The following is a 16,826-nucleotide window of genomic DNA, read 5'->3' as shown; positions in this document are numbered from 1 at the left end:
ATTCCGAAACCTATTATACATTCATCATTAGGATCTTTTGAAATTTACTTCTTCCTGATGCCCTATGAATATTTCTGTTTTACTGGGAGCCGTCCTAGACAACACTCTGCCTTTTCTAATAGAATACAAAACAGGTACCTGTCGCCTTATTGCATCATATGGACTCTCTGCCGGTAAAATAATTAGATTTCCTGGCTTGCCTATTTCTAGGCCATACTCACTCTCTATGTTTAACGTCCTAGCACTATTATGCGTCAGTAAATCTATGGATTCGTTAATTTGACTATAGCCCATCAGTTGACATACATGCAGCCCCATGTGCAGCACTTGAAGCATATTTCCTGTGCCCAAAGGATACCAAGGATCAAATATATCATCATGGCCAAAACAAACATTGATGCCTGCTTCAAGCAATTCTTTAACCCGTGTGATTCCCCTTCGTTTCGGATGGGTATCAAATCTACCCTGTAGATGGATGTTTACCAAAGGATTGGCCACGAAATTAATTCCCGAAAGCTTCAGTAATCTAAAAAGTTTATACGTATAGGCATTATTATAAGAATGCATTGCAGTTGTATGGCTTGCCGTAACCCGATGACCTATGCTGTACGCATGGGCCTTGGCTGCCACTACTTCAATAAACCTGGATTGTTCATCATCAATCTCATCACAATGAACATCTATTAGCCTTTGATATTTTTCTGCAAGCCTGAAAGCTTTTTCTATAGATTCTACTCCATATTCCCTAGTAAATTCATAGTGGGGAATAGCTCCAATCACATCTGCCCCTAGCTTTACAGCTTCCTCTAAAAGCTCATATCCTTGAGGATATGAAAGAATTCCCTCTTGAGGAAAGGCTACTATTTGCAATGTAACATAATCTCTTAATTCATCCCTTAATTCAAGCATTGCCTTAAGTGCAATCAGATTATTGTCAGTTACATCAACATGGGTACGTATATATTGAATTCCATTGGCAATCTGCCACTGGATCGTTTCCTTGGCTCTTTTTTTTACGTCTTCCCTGGTCAATAAAGCCTTTCTTTCTCCCCATCTCTCAATTCCTTCAAACAATGTTCCGCTTTCATTCCAGCTAGGTTCCCCTGCTGTCAGGGTAGTATCCAAATGAATGTGAGGTTCTACAAAGGGTGGTATTACTAAATTCCCCTTAGCATCAATTATTTCTACTGATGCTTTACTAGTTGCTTCACCTATTTCTGCAATCATACCCTCTTCTATCAAAATATTTGTTAGATTTTCTGCATTCCTAAGTCTTGCATTTTTGATTAATATAGTATCGTTCTTATGCATTTATACTCACATCCTTTTTCTTGTCTGCGGCTGCTGGTGTCAATTTATGAAGCAATACATAGCATGCCAATGATGTTAGCACCGCATTTAATGGAGCAATACCCGGCAGAAACCTGGCTGCTACTACCCCAATCACCCATGTGGCAATTGCCTTATAGTTAATGCTTTCAAAACTTTTTTCTTTAATATCCTCATATTCACCCTTGTTGATTAAGTAGTAGTCTGCAATAATAATCCCACCTATGGCTGGTATAAAGGAACTTAAGAAATTTAACCATCCGACAAAGTTATTATATAAAAACATTGCGCCTGCAGTCCCTATGATACCGTTGAAAATTACGAGCTTGTTTTTGGGGAGCTTTGTTATATTAGAAAACCCTAACCCGGAGGCATAAAGAGCATTGTCATTGGTCGTCCATATGTTAAAGCCTAATATAATAATAGCTGGAAGAATTAACCCTTGCAGAAACATTACTTCTGAAATATCCGCCTGTCCTGTTACGGCAGCACCTACTGCTCCAAATATAAACATTAGGGAATTTCCAATAAAGAACGCAATTAGCGTAGTGCATACGCTTATTTTTTTGTTCTTGGAAAATCTTGCAAAATCAGGAGTTAAAGTTCCCCCGCTGATAAAGGAACCTACACACATCGTTAGCGCAGTGCCTAATGCAATTGTTTCTTTAGGTTCTATGGCCAGTAATCCTGAAATTCCGCCTACGGTTTCAACCGCCTTTAGCACTGAAAATCCTCCTAGGATTGATATAGAGGGTACCGCAATAATACTCAAGATGGTTAATGTTTTGATTCCAAAATAAGCAGTCGATGTCATTAGTATCCCAGAAACAAAGATTAATGTATATACGTTTATTCCTGTGATTTTTTGAACCGGAATTGCAAACATTGCTACTCCTACCCCGAACCAACCTACCTGGGTAATTCCCAGTATTCCGGATGCTAAGTAAGAACCTTTTTCTCCAAAAGCATATCTGGCAAGCAGGTGAGTTGAAAGGCCGGTCTTAGAAGCAGCATATGCCAATAAGCTTGCATACACCCCTAGAATTAGATTTCCTAGCAGTACTGTTATAATAAAGTCTTTAATATGTAAACCCGTTCCCAATGTTCCCCCGGTCCACATACTGGCTGAAAAAAAGGTGAATCCAAGCATAACTGCCAGCATAGATAAAAATCCTTTTCTATAATCCTTAGGTACTGCTTGCAAAGAAAAGTCATGATCGTGAGTTTGATTAGTCATTTTAAATCCTCCTATGTTTTCTTATTTATTAGTACCTATAAGCAAAAAAGGCTTCTTGTCAATAAACTGACAAGAAGCCTTTTTTATATGACATAATAGAGTATTCAATCATAGATATCATTAGCGCTCCTATTGTAGTCATATAATCCGTACACCTTGCCAGCCTCTCTGGACTGATTTAAAGGTACTAATATTTATTTAGTAACCATTATTACATATCTCCCTACGAATGTCAATGGAGTTCCACGATCCTTCTTTTGCTGCAATTATTATCATTTGATATAAAAAGCCATAATGCCCCCAGCAACATAACATTTCTATAAATGAAAGGATCCATCTCTAAATATAGCACATATGATATTATAAGTCTGCGAAAGGAATGAGTAATATGTATACTGTTTATGAACCATATCCATACCCTTACTGTATGAACACACCAATGTATCACTTACACAATATGTATAGAACCTATCCATATCCTTACTGGGTTAACACACCAATGCATAACTCAGATTTTTCTAAACCCTTTACGAAACCAAAGGATTATGGACCAAAACCCTTTGTAGTTAATATAGAAGAAGCGACTAAACAAAACAATACTTTTCGTACTGCTTTATGGACAGGAAGCCATTTGCAACTTACCTTGATGAGTATCAACGTTGGGGAAGACATAGGTTTAGAGATTCATCCCAACCTGGATCAATTTATACGTATTGAAGAAGGCCAGGGACTTGTTAAAATGGGTGATAGAAAAGATAGGCTGGATTTTCAGGAAAAAGTCTACGATGACTTTGCGATCATTATACCTGCCGGAAAATGGCACAATCTAATCAATACAGGCTGTAAACCACTTAAATTATACTCTATTTATGCGCCGCCGCAGCATCCGCATGGTACAGTTCACGAAACCAAAGCAATTGCAGAAACTGCTGAAGGGCATCACAACCACTAAATATCAAAAGGTTTATTTTTTAAGTGATTTGAAAATGTCTACAAATTTGTGCAACCTTTATTGGACAAAATATTGTTAATGTAAAAATTACTACAGGGAATTCCTTTCTGTAGTAATTTTTTTATTTATATCTGAATACATAGTCAATAAAAGGAATGGCTGTTAATGTTTAAATCATCAGCGCTTTCTTACCTTTCTTCCAAAGGTACTTCCACAGTGCCCATAAATGCTAACCGATCCTGTTACAGAACAGTCCCCTGTTATTGGCGAATTCTATATTAACCTTTGCCTGCATAGATTTTTAATCCTTTTTCCAATAAAGGCTGGAACTTATGCATCATATCAGGAGTAAACCCAGAGTCAGTGAGTATAATGTGATTGGATTCAACAGGAGCCACTGTAATCAAGGATTCTTCCGAGAACTTACTGTTGTCTGCCATGAAAAAGACTTTTCTGGCCGCTTTAATCATGGCCTCCTTGACAGGAGCTTCCTCAATTAAATCGGTTCCGATGCCCTTTGTAGGCGATAAAGTACATGCACCGATAAAGGCTTTGTCCACATATAGTTTTTGAATAGCCTGTATAGTGTCATAACTTACAGCATTGGAGCTTGGCTGGTGCACCAGGCCGCCGACAACAAACAGCTTCATATTTCCGGGTGTTTGCATAATATCATGGGCAATGTTGATGGAATTTGTAATAACCGTAAGATTTTTGAATTCGAATAAAAATGGTACCAATCCGGATACTGTAGTAGAGCCATCTAGCAATATGGCATCACCATCCTCAATAAATGCAGCCGCTAATCGGGTGATTTCACATTTTTCCTTTTTGTGCAGCATTGTTCTTGTGGTATAAGATGCAAAGGCTGCTGCTTTATTGGGTAAAATAGCACCGCCATGGGTTCTGGATATTAGCCCTTTCTTCTCCATAATGCGCAAATCTCTGCGTATGGTATCTTGAGATACTTGGAATAATTCACTTAATGAAAGGACTTCCACCCGTTCATTTTCCCTAATCATCCCCAAAATTTTTTTATGCCGCTCTTCTGTAAACACTTATATACCTCCTTGATAGCAAAAAAATCCTAAATCGTTCCGAAATTTTAATGATTGTTAATGTTTTTTCACGAATATATTTGATGTTTCCGATAACCGTGTTATAATTATTATACAATCTTCTATCGATTATGTACACAATTCCATATTGCAGTCTGCTTAAGAAGTATGCCGCTAACCGAAAATCTTTGACTTTGATCGTTTCAAAGAACTCAACCAGCAAACAGTAGGGGGAATTCGCATGAAAATAGATTTGCATATTCATTCAAACTATAGCGATGATGGTGAATTTACTGTAAAAGAAATCCTCGAGTTAAGTAAAAAAAACCATATAGAAATAATCTCATTAACTGATCATAATTCAGTCAGAGGAATTGAAGAAGCTATAACTTACGGAAAGGAAAATCATATAGAAGTTATACCAGGCATAGAAATTGATTGTATTTATAATGGTTTAAATCTTCATTTACTTGGATATGGATTTGATTTTACTCATGAAGACTATAAAATATTAGAGGAAAATGTTTATCAGCAAGAAATGAAATTTGCTTATGAGAAGATTGAAAAAATCAGCAATCATACAGATTTAATAGTTGATAAAGATAAAATTCTAAAACAGGCAAATGGGAGAATCATTACTGGTGAGCTGATTGCAGAAGTAATAATAAATAACCCGGAAAATCATAAAAAAAGTATTTTACTGCCCTACTTAGAAGGTGGGAGTAGAAGCGACATGCCCAATGTTAATTTTTATTGGGATTTTTTCTCACAAGGCAAAATAGCATATATACCTATTGAATATATTTCCTTGAAAGAAGCAATAGACTTAATCGAAGGAACAGGCGGCATCCCCGTCATTGCGCATCCCGGCAATAATCTTAGAAATAAAGAAAATTTAATTTATAAGCTAATACATGAAGGAATAAAGGGAATGGAAGTATACAGCAGTTATCATAGCGATGAGCAAATTGATTACTTTTTATCTGTTGCTAAAGAAAAAGGATTATTCATTACTTGTGGTACAGATTTTCACGGAAAAAATAAACCAAATATCCAGTTGGGATATTTTAAGCAGTCAATAGATTTTCAAGAAATTATAAGAAAATTAAAGGGTTAGCGCAGAATAAATCTTCCGTTCTTCTAACCCTTTGATTTCCTACTTCTTTTCTGTCCTCTCAGCACACCTCTTTCTTTTGCTTCACTGCCCGCCTACCCTGTATATAGTATCACATAATCGCTTCAAAAGGCTAGTCTCATGGCTGACCACAATCACCCCTATATCTCTGCTTTTACAGATGCTGAGAAATGCATTCCAGATTTTTGCCTGTGTTATTGCATCCAACATAGTCGTCATTTCGTCGGCAATAATATATTTTGTGTTCGGATTCAATGCCCGTACAATGCAAAACCGCTGCTGCTCTCCGCCGGAAAGCTCAATGGGCCAGCGGTTCATCCACTCCTCCCGTATTTCAAAAGCATCCAGAATGTCCTGGGAAGGCATATAGGATTCTGTTAAAACCTCCCGCATGCGCCATTTGGGATTAACCGCTTTCTCCGGGTGCTGGTAGATCAATTGCACCGGACGGAAAGCCCGCCGTTCCATAGGTTTTTGATCTACCGTCACACGGCCTGCCTTTGGTAAGATATATCCAGCTAAAAGTCTGGCCAGTGTTGTTTTTCCGCATCCGCTGTATCCGGATAAACCAAGCACTTCACCAGGCCCTACAGAAATGTTTACATTTTTAAAAATCCAACGGTCTTTTTGATAATAGTGGCCCAGATTCTCTCCCGTCAAAGACATTGCATACCCACATCCTTTCTCTGAAATTCCAGATCAAAATCATTTTGTGGCAGAGCTCTCCACAATCTTTGGGTATATTCGTCTTTCAGACGCTCACCCTTACCCTCGAAAGCCGCTGCTTCAGCGATTTCCACCGTCCGCCCATCTTTAATGACCGCCACCCGGTCTGCGATTTCCAAAGCTGACATAATATCGTGGGTAATGAGCATGACGCCGGCTCCTTTTTTTGAAAATTGCGCTAGCTGCTTTAATATCTCAGAAAGAATTTCCGGATGAATTCCAGGGGTTGGCTCATCGGCAATTACCAATCGGCCCCCCTCTCGAACGCTGGTGGCAAACAACACTCTACGGAGCATTCCTCCGGAAAGCTCGTGGGGATATAATTTACCATCACTTTCTTTCAATCCATACTGCTGGAACAATTCTTTTTGTATTCCTTGCGCTACACTTTTCTCCAGTCCGATCTGAACCTGCTTGCCTACCTGCATCAATGGGTCCAGATAATTCACCGATTGAGGGATAAAAGAGATTTCTCCGCCCCGCAGTTGGGCTTTGCGTTCTTCTGTCAGAATTTCACCACGGTACAGCATCCGCCCCTCCCACATAGCATTGCCTGGCAATATTCCAAGCACGGCATGTGCCAGCAAGCTTTTGCCCGAACCACTGGCTCCTACCACCGCCACGATTTCCCCTTCGCCGATTTCCACATGCAAGTCAACGATAGGTCGAATCACGCGTTTTTGTGTTCCCTTAAAATATTGAGAAAAACTAATTGACAGGTTTTCCACCTGCAGCAACGGTTTTTTGGATGTGTTATTCATAATGGCCCCCCTATTCATTGGAGCTGGCAGGCTCCATCAAAATACGAAGCTGCTCCCCAATATTATCAAAGCTTTTAATAACTACGACTAACAGCAGTCCTGGAAAAACCACCAGCCACCATTTTCCGGTGGAAATATGGCTCATAGCTTCTGAAAGAATAATACCGATTGCCGGAGTTTGCGGAGAAAGTCCGAAGCCCAAAAAGGTAAGAGCCGCCTCATGTAAAATCACATGGGGAAATAGTAGCAAAAACCCAATCATAATTTGAGGGAAAATGGAAGGCAAGATATGTTTTTTTGCAATATACCAGGAGGATTTTCCATAGCTTTTGGATATCTGAATATATTCCGCATTTTTTATTTGCAGTACCTCAGAGCGAACCACCCTTGCCAATGAAGTCCAGTGAGTCAGCGAAACAGCCAGTACAACCCCATGTATTCCCCCACCTACAATAAAACATATCAGTACCATGAAAACAAGATGAGGCATACCGATAAATAAATCAATGAGCCACGAGATAACCGCATCTACCGTTTTTCCAAAAGCCGCCGCACAAATTCCCATTACGGTTGCGACAAATACGCTTATGACAGAGGCAAAGGCCCCTACTGCCAATGACAGGCGCAGCCCCTTGATTGTCCGTGTAAACATATCCCGTCCAAGCCAATCGGTACCAAAGAAATTTTCAGGGCTTGGAGGAAGATTTTTTCTTACGGCACTGATACGAAGATTTTCATTGCTCAGAAAAAAACTGAGAATCAGGATTGCCAGTAAAAGAACAACGGAAAACGTAAGCAGCCAGATCATTTTTTCCCGTACGTTCAGCTTTTCCTGTTTTTTCTGCATCTTATACAGCTCCTTTCATACGGGGATCTACAACCGTATTTAAAATATCCGCAATAAAATTCCCTGTAAAAACAAACAAGGAGCTAATTAGGATAATTCCCATCAGCAGAGGCAGGTCACCCTTTAGTCCGGCAGTGGTCAATGTAGTGCCCAGCCCCGGATAGGCAAATACTTGCTCTGCCAGAACAGAACCCCCGAAGAGTTCGCCAAAATATGCAAATTGCAGAGAAATTGCCGGAATGATAGAGTTTCTAAATCCATGGTTTTTGAAAATCTGCCACATGGTTTCGCCCCTTGCCCTTGCAAAAATAATATATTCCGTATTTAGAATATCAATCATTTTTTCACGGGTATGCATTGCTACATTGGCAACGCCCAAAATACTCAGAGTCAGAGCGGGCAACACAAAATGGCGTACCCTGTCGGCAAACTGCACATCCTTCTCCAGCACTCCGGCCGGCACCGCCAAACCTACAGGAAACCACTTGAGCCATACCGCAAAAACAATCAGAAGAATGAGTCCCATCCAGAAGATAGGGGTGGAAACCAGTGTGTAACTGTACCATTTGATAATTTTATCAATGATTTTACCCCGGTTCATGGCGGCAACAACTCCCAGAAGATATCCTAAAACTCCTGATAAAAGCCATGCCATACCCATTAATGCAAAGGACGTAGCCGCACGGCTTTTAATAATATCAATAACCGGGCTGCGATAAAGCTTTGACATGCCAAAGTTGCCTTGCAGCAGCGCCCCTGCCCAGGAAAAATATTGTTCTACCGTACCCTTATCCACGCCCCAGTATTCTTTGATTTTTTCAATTTGCTCCGGTGATACTGAGCCGTCTCCCCCAATATATGCGTTTACAGGATCCATCGGAGATACATAGATCAGAGAAAAGGTCAAAATCGATAATCCAATCAACAGGGTCACAGCCCGAACCAGGCGAATAACGATTCTTTTTGTCATTACAAATCCTCCTTTCCACATAGAAAGAGGAGTTTTCAGAAGGAGCAAACCTTCACATAAAACTCCCTTTCCTCAGTAATATTCACCGAACTAGTTGCTCCATGTCCATTCTGTGATATTGCCGAACAATGCCCATTCATGACCATGAGAATGAATCGGCTGTCTTCCTAAATCAAGCTTCTCATTTGCCAGGTATAGATGATCTACACGGGCCAGCCAGATAATTGGCATATCCCCAAGCGTGCTGAAACCTGTTGTGCCATCCCATTGAGCAAGCTTCCAGTATTTGTTTGCTTCTTCTTGTGTAGCGGCATGCATCGCACGATCCAAATATTTGTCTACGGCCGGATTTATATAGACCGTCATGTTGTTATATCCCTGGTCAATTACCTTTGAAGAATACATGGTATACAACTGATGGGGATGATGACGTCCGCCACCCCACAACACCGCATTGGCCTTACCCTCGATATAGATTTCATCCCAGGTTTTTCCAATGGCATTGATCTTAATGCCAAATTCCTTGGCCATATCTGCAACGGTAAGGGAAAGATCACTGCGTAGCTGATCGCTGGAACTGAAGAGTAAATTAAACTCTGCTTTCATTCCATCCTTTTCAACAATTCCGTCATTGTTCGTATCTATCCAGCCGCCATCTGCAAGAATCTTTTTGGCTTCCCCAATATTTCCGTCTTCTATAGCGGTTTCCTCATTAAACCAAGGTAAATAGTCGCAAAGAGAGAAGGCTTTTTGTCCATAGCCGTCCAAAGCAACATCAATAAGCCCTTGACGGTCAAGGCCTACGCTTAATGCTTTCCGGATAGCTAAATCTGAAGTAACATCGTTTCCGACTGCAACGTCGTTATTATTAATTTTTCCTTTTCCACCGCTTTTTTGTGTGGGCATGGTAATACCCCGTGAATCAATGCTTTCAAACTTTCGCAGGGTCATTCCCTCCACCTTTTGATTTGCGAATGTCGGTGGAACATAAACAATGTCCGCTGTTCCGGCCTTTGCAGCCGCAAGTGCTGCATCCTCTTCTAACAGCAAAAAAATAAGTTTTTTGAACTGGGGTTCCGTTCCGTACCAATAAGGATTGTATTCCATAATGATTTGCTGCCCATCATTGTACTGAACCACCTTGTAAGGACCAGAGCCAATGGGATTTTGGGAATAATTATCATCATAATGAGCCTTGGGGACAATTCCAATTTCTGTGAGTTGACTTACAAAAGTGGAACGGGGCTCATTAAGTGTAAAAACAATTGTATTGCTGTCAACTACTTCTACCGACTTGACGAAGGACAAATCAAATTTGATACCGTCCTCCTTGAGCATTTCATATGTAAACTTGACATCCTCTGCTGTGACCGGCTCGCCACTGGAGAATTTTACATCATTACGCAGCGGGAAGGTCCATGTCAGGGCATCCTTGCTGACTTCATAATATTTTGCAAGATCCCCGATAAAATTGAGATCAGAATCAATGGTCAACAGTGAGCTATGGGTCAGACGAATCTGTGCGTGAGTCCCCCAGCCCTTTTTGGGATCAAAAAGACCTGTGTCCGTTTTTCCTACGGCAAGTACCAATTCCTCTTTTGTTTCAGGCGTTTTTGCCTCTTCTGAGTTCATTGCCGGATTCGTGCTGCATCCAGTAAAAGCAAAAACGAAGGCGCATAACAGTGCTAGAAATGATACGCTTACCTTACTAATCTTCATAACATTTACCCCTTTCACTAACTTTTATATACGAGCGGCTTTGCGTACGCAAATGATAATGCATATCATTTGCGTATATAGCCAATTATATCAATCCTCTCCCTAAATTGTCAATTCTTTCTAATGATCAATTTACAGCCTTTCCGGTTTCCCAGCGGCATATCAGCAAGAACTCCTCTTTTACAGCAGCGGGACCACGTAGGATGTGCACCCAACTTCTCTTTTAATCAATAGAGGTTTTATCTATTGAACCTATTTATTTATTTTCTTTTCATCTGGGCAGACCGAATCAGCAGATCTGTATAGGGATGTTTGGGATAATTGATAATATCATCAGGAGTTCCCTCTTCCACGATATTTCCTTCTTTCATGACAGCTACCCGATCACTGATATTGCTTACAAGAGCAATATCGTGGGAGATAAATAAATAAGATAAGTGTAACTCTTGCTTTAATCGCAGCAACAACCGTAAAATTTGCGCCTGTACGGAAACATCTAAGGCACTGGTAACCTCGTCACAAATCAGCAGTTTGGGTTCGTTGACGATGGCCCTGGCAATGGCTGCCCGTTGACACTCGCCGCCGCTCAGTTCTCCACAAAACCGGTTTGCGTATTCCCTCTTTAATCCTACCATTTCCATAGTTTCATATGCTTTTTGAACCATATCATTGCGGCTCATTTTTCTGCGGTAACGCAATCCTTCACAGATGGAATACAATAGGGTCATTTTAGGACTAAAAGAAGACAGGGGATTTTGAAAAACCATCTGCATATGCTTCCGTAGCTGAAAACCTTTTCGGCAGGATTTATTGGGAAGGATTTTTTTATCAAATATAACTTCACCTTCCGTAATATCCAGTAGGCCGGCAATCATATTTGCAGCGGTGGATTTGCCGCTTCCGCTTTCACCGATCAAACCAAGGCATTCGCCGGGAGAAATGTTGAAGTTGATATTGCTAACAGCTACAATCTTAGAATTTCCTTGCGGAAAAACCTTTTTAAGCTGCCTGATTTCTAACAAATATTCCTCTGTCATTATGAACCTCTTTTCATCCCAATAATGCCCAATGGGTTTGGGAAAAATATTTTCTCTCATTGCGGCCTTCTGCTACAGGAGTCATTTCAAATTTAAAACCGGCTTTTCCATGATTTTCACAAAGTACAGATGCTTCAACCATTTCTTTTCCCAATTTTGGAACTGCTTTCAACAAAATTTGTGTATAAGGGTGCCGGGCATGATATAAAACTTCGTCTTTTGTTCCCCATTCCACAAGGCGTCCGCAATACATGACACCCACTATATCTGCTATTTTCTCCACAATGGCCATATTGTGCGTTACAAATAATAAGGAAGTACCATATTGACGATGCATCTGCAGCATTAAATGAATAATTTCAGCCTGTACGGTTACATCCAATGCACTGGTAGGTTCATCCGCCATCATTAACTTTGGCCGGTTGGCCATAGCAAAAGCGATGGCTAACCGCTGGCACATCCCACCACTTAGTTCAAAGGGGTAGGAGCCTAAAACGCGCGCCGGATCACCAAACTGCAGCTCTGTCAGCAATGCAAGGACCTGCTTTCTAGCTTCCGCTTTTGTAATATCCTGATGCATCTTCATGAATTCATAAAACTGTTTTTCAATACGCATAGTGGGATCAAAAAAGGACTCCGGATTTTGGAAAACCATAGCAATATCATATCCCCGTATTTTTCGGAACGCTTCGTAGGACAAATTTCGCAGATTCCATTGATTAAACATAATCTCTCCTGAAGCGATGGTTCCGTTTTCTCCTAAAAGCCCAATGATACTGCGCAGCAAAGTACTTTTCCCGCTGCCGCTTTCCCCAACAATCACGACAATTTGCTTTTCCTTTACCTGCATGCTAATCTGCTTCACTACTGGTTTTCCACTATAGTTAACACTCAAATCATTAATCTGCAGCAAAGCAGCTCCCCCTTTATGCTCTTTATTTTGCCTCCACACTGCTGTCCAGGATATAAAACTCGGAAGGCTGCGTATGGTAATAAGCTACAGTGTCTGTATTGTAAGCACAAGTAAATTTTTTATGGGCGAAAAATATAAACGGTACATCGTCTAAGATATGCTGTGTAATGCTTCTGATAATCTGGTTTTTCTCCTCTTCATCCGCAGTTTCACGTAGTTTTCTAGCCAACATATCTACCTCGGCGTTGGAATATTTGCCGAAATTATTTGAACCGCCAGTTGTAAACATAAAATCAATAAATCCTTGAGGATTGCCTGTACCACCCATAGAATAGGACTCATAGCTTAAGTCAAATTGACCGCTTCTTCTGGCATCGCTTATATTTTCCATCGTTTCTACCTTTAACGTAATCCCAATCTCCGAAAGCTGGCTTTGTAATACCTGGCTTAATTCTAAAATGTCTTTTTGCGTGCTTAAACCAATCATTTTAAAAGAGAGCTCTCTTCCATCTTTCTCTAAGATGCCGTCCCCGTTGGTATCCATATATCCGGCGTTTACCAAAATCTGCTTTGCTTTTTCCGGATCAAAACGTTCGACAGCAGAATCGATGCCTTTTATCCCGCCATAGGGCAGGTATTCCGGAAAAACACCATAGGAAGCTGCTGTCGTATTCCCGCAGATAACCTGTGCATAGCTCTCCCTATCAATACAATAACTGATGGCATTACGCACAGCCGCATCCTGAAAGACCGGTGAATTCATATTAAATCGAATGAACTGGACGCGCATGGAGATTTTTCCGTCAATGGTCAGCCTGCTATCCCTTTGGATAATCGGCATACTGGTTTCAGGAACCGGCACAAGGATATCAATTTCGCCATTTTGAAAAGCCATGGTTAATGCATCCACATCGGTGATTGTTTTGAAAATCGCTTTATCCAGTTTAGGCGTATCTCCCCAGTATTGTTCATTTTTCACCACAGTAAGCTCTATATTTGGGTTAAATTCCGTTGGTATGTAGGGCCCTGTAAAATATGTTTTTTGGGCAAAATCCGTAGACCCTTCCGCATCATACACCGTCCATAAAGGATCGCATAAATCGTTGGGGAGAGTGGTATTTAGCTCTTTTAACTTTATTGTCAATATCTGGCCTTCAGCTTCCAGTCTTTCGACAGGCAATACCTCCGCTGCCCGTCCATTAACCTTTAGTGTGCGTTCAAAGCATTTTTTAACCGCATCTGCTGTCATTTTTGCGCCATTGTGAAAAAGGACATCCTCACGCAGTCTCAATTTCCAGGTCTTGTTATCTCCGGTACTGTAGGATTCAACCAGCCAAGGCTGAGCCTCAAAGGCATCATTTAACCGAAACAGGCATTCACTTACGCCATAAGACCCAATGTACCAGCCCTCCCAACCTGATGCAGTATCCCAAGCTTCATTGCAAAAATAACCTACCGATCCAAATACCAATGTTTTTTCACCACTTGCATCCTTTATACTTTCTTTCTCCATGTTTGAACAGCCGGTAAACATTCCAGCAGACACTATGACAATCAATAGCAGGATAAGTAATCTTTGCTTCACGTCAAAACCTCCTAAATCACTTTTTTAATTTCCCGTAACTCTTCTATCCAAAAATTCCCGGAGCTTGTCCCCTAACAAATTAAAGCTAACTACTACAAGGAATAGTACCATTCCGGGAGCTGCAACTGTCCATGGAGCCGTTTGCAGGTAGTTTCTTCCCTCACTCATCATGGCTCCCCATTCAGCCGTTGGCCGTTGTGCGCCCAATCCTAAAAAAGATAATCCGGCCATGCTTAAAATAACTGCACTGATGTCCAGTATAGCCGTTACCAAAATAGGGGAGGCAATATTAGGTATCATATATTTAAATATAATATGGTAGCTTTTAGCTCCACACAGTTTAGCCGCCTTTATATAGTTTTCATTTTTTATTCCTAAAACCAAGCTTCTTCCCAATCGGGCATAAGTCGTCCAAAATACAACGATTAATGAAAGTATTCCATTTACCAGACCTATGCCGAGCATGCCAGCCACAGCAACCGCTAATAGAAAATAGGGAAATGCTTGAAAAATCATAGTAATCCGCATAATGATTGCGTCACCAATTCCGCCCATATAACCGGATATAACACCAATGAATGTGCCCAGCGTCGCAACAATAAAAACCACAGCCAATGCAGAAAAAATAGATAATGGCGCTGCCGACAATATACGTGAAAGCACACACCGTCCCAAATGATCCGTTCCAAAAGGAAATTCCCTGCATGGAGAAAGCAATGCCTGGGCTAAATTTGTTTTATATGGATCATGAGGCGTAATACGGGCAGCAAAAAGCGCAATGACTATAATGATGAACACAAGCAGGCTGTTGACTGCAAGACGCACTCTCATTTTTTTTAGTTCCGCCAGCATCATCACCCCCTAGCTTTTTATCATCTTTGGATTTAATCGTGTATACAGCAACTCAATACTGGAATTTACCAAGAAATAAATGAATGCCATCCATGCAACATATCCCTGTATAATGGGATAATCCCGGTGTTTTATAGCTTCTACCGCCAGTTTGCCAATACCAGGCCAGTTGAATATACTTTCAACAATAATCGTACCTCCTAACAGAACACCCAGGGACATACCTGTTAGCGTAACAATAGGCGTCAGGGCATTTTTCAAAATATGGACCCAAAAAATATTGCGTTCGGTTACCCCTCTGGCCCACAATCCCACAACATAATCGTTTTTCATTTCCCGAAGTACCACCGCTCGGATTTGCCTCACATATACAACAATCATATTAAAGGATAAAGCCAGCGATGGCATGATAAGTCCTTTCATGCTGCCTCCGCTGATAGCCGGTAACATTTTCAGCTTCAACGACAATATGTACATCAGAATCAGGGAAGTAAAAAATATGGGAAATGATAAAAGCACATAAGCAGTCATCTGGACAACCCGATCAAAGCGGCTGTTCTGATATTTGGCACAGGCAATCCCCAAAGGGATTGCTATTAAAATTGTTAGCAGCATCGATGCGATAGTCAGCATAAGCGTATAGGGCAGCGCCTTAAAGAGTTCATAGCTGACGGGACGATTGGATTTTATCGATATTCCCATATCTCCTTTAAAGAAATTGACAAGCCAAGTTGCATACTGCACATAAATTGGCCGATTCAATCCTAACTCTTCTCTAGTTTTTTCCAGTAATGCTTCAGAAGGGGCGATACCATTCTCCGTAAGCAAAATCTCTGCCGGATCACTTGGCGAGAGATATGCCAGCGCAAAAGACAACATTGTGATGCCAACCAAAGTAATTAGAAACAGTACCACTGATTTTACAAAGGATTGAATCATGAATATATCCCCTCTCTGAAAAACAGCCTTCATAATTTAGCAAGTCTTATTTCATAGGCGCAGTAAAGCGGTAGATGTATGCTTCCTGATACTCATACTGCATTCTGTCAGCTATAGAATGAAACCATGGATCCTCCGGATTGATGGAAATATATCCTTTAGGCGGCATTCTCCGCATTTCTACAGAAAAACCTTCCTGAAAAAATGCCTCTGCAATGTCATTTAAGGAATGTAATTGCATCGGGATTGTTCCTTGCCTATCAATTTGTTTTTTGTAATGCAGCAGGCTCGGATTTTTACTATAGTCGGTATAAGTGCAGTAGTACACGCCCCCCGGTTTTAATGCTTTTTTGATTTTCCACGCGTGTTCTTTTAAGTTCTGTATTAAATAAATAACAGAAATGCTGAAGGCCAAATCAAAGACATGATTAAACTTTTCTACGTTAGCAGTTGCTTCATAGGTAAGAAGTAAATCTTTTTTTCTTTTATTGGCTACTTCAATGGATTTTCTGGCCAGGTCAATACCAATTCCTTTTGAAAAAGGTTTTTGACGATATAAAAACCTTAAAAAACCTCCTTGATTGCAGCCAAAATCCAAAACAGTACAGTCTTGAATATTTTGTTCCTCAATCATATCCAGCACTTTATGCCAATGGGCTTGATGATTATCCTCCATCGACTGCTCTCCATTGGCATCGTCATTCCACCACACATCGTACAGTTGTTGGTCAGACATTAAATCTCCTCCCTCTCGATTTTTATTATT

At 40.7% G+C, this 16,826-nt stretch carries 16 protein-coding genes and 1 riboswitch; of the genes, 2 read left to right on the top strand and 14 right to left on the bottom strand.

Translation table 11 applies throughout. The features are described 5' to 3' along the window. Window positions 1–27: 27 nt before the first annotated feature. A complete protein-coding gene (locus Gferi_RS24855) occupies window positions 28–1,311 on the bottom strand; it encodes a cytosine deaminase (protein ID WP_069980804.1) in 1,284 nt (427 codons plus the stop codon). Further along, complete coding sequence (codB, locus tag Gferi_RS24850) at window positions 1,304–2,566, bottom strand: cytosine permease (protein WP_069980803.1); 1,263 nt, start codon at window positions 2,564–2,566, stop codon at window positions 1,304–1,306. Before codB ends, Gferi_RS24855 begins: the two co-directional genes overlap by 8 nt. A 499-nt stretch (window positions 2,567–3,065) precedes the next feature. Between codB and Gferi_RS24845 the strand changes: the two genes are divergently transcribed. Next, window positions 3,066–3,518, top strand: coding sequence for a cupin domain-containing protein (locus Gferi_RS24845; RefSeq protein WP_330389510.1), 453 nt, complete (start codon window positions 3,066–3,068; stop codon window positions 3,516–3,518). Window positions 3,519–3,796: 278 nt separating this feature from the next. Here Gferi_RS24845 and Gferi_RS24840 read toward each other — a convergent pair whose 3' ends face one another. Further along, window positions 3,797–4,576: a DeoR/GlpR family DNA-binding transcription regulator gene (locus Gferi_RS24840; protein WP_069980801.1), complete on the bottom strand. Its 780-nt coding sequence runs from the start codon at window positions 4,574–4,576 to the stop codon at window positions 3,797–3,799. Between the two features lie 241 nt (window positions 4,577–4,817). Between Gferi_RS24840 and Gferi_RS24835 the strand changes: the two genes are divergently transcribed. After that, window positions 4,818–5,693 carry a PHP domain-containing protein gene (locus tag Gferi_RS24835; protein WP_069980800.1) on the top strand — a complete coding sequence of 292 codons (876 nt, stop codon included), beginning with the start codon at window positions 4,818–4,820 and terminating at the stop codon, window positions 5,691–5,693. 81 nt (window positions 5,694–5,774) lie between these two features. Here the strand turns inward: Gferi_RS24835 and Gferi_RS24830 are convergent, their stop codons facing one another. The 11 genes from Gferi_RS24830 to Gferi_RS24780 form a co-directional block, all read right to left on the bottom strand. After that, window positions 5,775–6,377: an ABC transporter ATP-binding protein gene (locus Gferi_RS24830; protein WP_069980799.1), complete on the bottom strand. Its 603-nt coding sequence runs from the start codon at window positions 6,375–6,377 to the stop codon at window positions 5,775–5,777. Beyond that, a complete protein-coding gene (locus tag Gferi_RS24825; protein ID WP_069980798.1) occupies window positions 6,368–7,198 on the bottom strand; it encodes an ATP-binding cassette domain-containing protein in 831 nt (276 codons plus the stop codon). Before Gferi_RS24825 ends, Gferi_RS24830 begins: the two co-directional genes overlap by 10 nt. A 10-nt stretch (window positions 7,199–7,208) precedes the next feature. Continuing rightward, window positions 7,209–8,045, bottom strand: coding sequence for an ABC transporter permease (locus Gferi_RS24820; RefSeq protein WP_069980797.1), 837 nt, complete (start codon window positions 8,043–8,045; stop codon window positions 7,209–7,211). Window position 8,046: 1 nt separating this feature from the next. Beyond that, window positions 8,047–9,015: an ABC transporter permease gene (locus Gferi_RS24815; protein ID WP_069980796.1), complete on the bottom strand. Its 969-nt coding sequence runs from the start codon at window positions 9,013–9,015 to the stop codon at window positions 8,047–8,049. Window positions 9,016–9,105: 90 nt separating this feature from the next. After that, window positions 9,106–10,734, bottom strand: coding sequence for an ABC transporter substrate-binding protein (locus Gferi_RS24810; protein WP_069980795.1), 1,629 nt, complete (start codon window positions 10,732–10,734; stop codon window positions 9,106–9,108). Window positions 10,735–10,826: 92 nt separating this feature from the next. After that, a riboswitch (cobalamin riboswitch) is annotated at window positions 10,827–11,005 on the bottom strand. Continuing rightward, a complete protein-coding gene (locus tag Gferi_RS24805; RefSeq protein ID WP_069980794.1) occupies window positions 10,995–11,771 on the bottom strand; it encodes an ABC transporter ATP-binding protein in 777 nt (258 codons plus the stop codon). Its footprint overlaps the riboswitch before it by 11 nt. A 13-nt stretch (window positions 11,772–11,784) precedes the next feature. Then, window positions 11,785–12,684, bottom strand: coding sequence for an ABC transporter ATP-binding protein (locus tag Gferi_RS24800; protein WP_069980793.1), 900 nt, complete (start codon window positions 12,682–12,684; stop codon window positions 11,785–11,787). Window positions 12,685–12,706: 22 nt separating this feature from the next. Further along, complete coding sequence (locus tag Gferi_RS24795) at window positions 12,707–14,269, bottom strand: ABC transporter substrate-binding protein (RefSeq protein WP_069980792.1); 1,563 nt, start codon at window positions 14,267–14,269, stop codon at window positions 12,707–12,709. Window positions 14,270–14,293: 24 nt separating this feature from the next. Beyond that, window positions 14,294–15,124 (bottom strand): ABC transporter permease, encoded by an 831-nt coding sequence (locus tag Gferi_RS24790; RefSeq protein ID WP_236932654.1) that lies wholly within the window; start codon window positions 15,122–15,124, stop codon window positions 14,294–14,296. A gap of 6 nt (window positions 15,125–15,130) precedes the next feature. Further along, window positions 15,131–16,060 (bottom strand): ABC transporter permease, encoded by a 930-nt coding sequence (locus Gferi_RS24785; RefSeq protein ID WP_069980790.1) that lies wholly within the window; start codon window positions 16,058–16,060, stop codon window positions 15,131–15,133. Between the two features lie 46 nt (window positions 16,061–16,106). Beyond that, window positions 16,107–16,796, bottom strand: coding sequence for a class I SAM-dependent methyltransferase (locus Gferi_RS24780; protein WP_069980789.1), 690 nt, complete (start codon window positions 16,794–16,796; stop codon window positions 16,107–16,109). Between the last annotated feature and the right edge of the window lie 30 nt (window positions 16,797–16,826).

The organism is Geosporobacter ferrireducens (assembly GCF_001750685.1).
GTDB classification, from domain to species: Bacteria; Bacillota; Clostridia; order Peptostreptococcales; family Thermotaleaceae; genus Geosporobacter; species Geosporobacter ferrireducens.
Note: the sequence above shows the minus strand (reverse complement) of the source record. Positions and strands in the feature narration are given on the sequence as shown.

Bases quoted from the DNA above. Each gene is read 5' to 3' on its own strand.
- Gferi_RS24855 (WP_069980804.1), bottom strand. From the start codon at position 1,311: ATGCATAAGAACGATACTATATTAATCAAAAATGCAAGACTTAGGAAT.
- codB (WP_069980803.1), bottom strand. From the start codon at position 2,566: ATGACTAATCAAACTCACGATCATGACTTTTCTTTGCAAGCAGTACCT.
- Gferi_RS24845 (WP_330389510.1), top strand. From the start codon at position 3,066: ATGCATAACTCAGATTTTTCTAAACCCTTTACGAAACCAAAGGATTAT.
- Gferi_RS24835 (WP_069980800.1), top strand. From the start codon at position 4,818: ATGAAAATAGATTTGCATATTCATTCAAACTATAGCGATGATGGTGAA.
- Gferi_RS24830 (WP_069980799.1), bottom strand. From the start codon at position 6,377: ATGTCTTTGACGGGAGAGAATCTGGGCCACTATTATCAAAAAGACCGT.
- Gferi_RS24825 (WP_069980798.1), bottom strand. From the start codon at position 7,198: ATGAATAACACATCCAAAAAACCGTTGCTGCAGGTGGAAAACCTGTCA.
- Gferi_RS24820 (WP_069980797.1), bottom strand. From the start codon at position 8,045: ATGCAGAAAAAACAGGAAAAGCTGAACGTACGGGAAAAAATGATCTGG.
- Gferi_RS24815 (WP_069980796.1), bottom strand. From the start codon at position 9,015: ATGACAAAAAGAATCGTTATTCGCCTGGTTCGGGCTGTGACCCTGTTG.
- Gferi_RS24810 (WP_069980795.1), bottom strand. From the start codon at position 10,734: ATGAAGATTAGTAAGGTAAGCGTATCATTTCTAGCACTGTTATGCGCC.
- Gferi_RS24805 (WP_069980794.1), bottom strand. From the start codon at position 11,771: ATGACAGAGGAATATTTGTTAGAAATCAGGCAGCTTAAAAAGGTTTTT.
- Gferi_RS24790 (WP_236932654.1), bottom strand. From the start codon at position 15,124: ATGATGCTGGCGGAACTAAAAAAAATGAGAGTGCGTCTTGCAGTCAAC.
- Gferi_RS24785 (WP_069980790.1), bottom strand. From the start codon at position 16,060: ATGATTCAATCCTTTGTAAAATCAGTGGTACTGTTTCTAATTACTTTG.
- Gferi_RS24780 (WP_069980789.1), bottom strand. From the start codon at position 16,796: ATGTCTGACCAACAACTGTACGATGTGTGGTGGAATGACGATGCCAAT.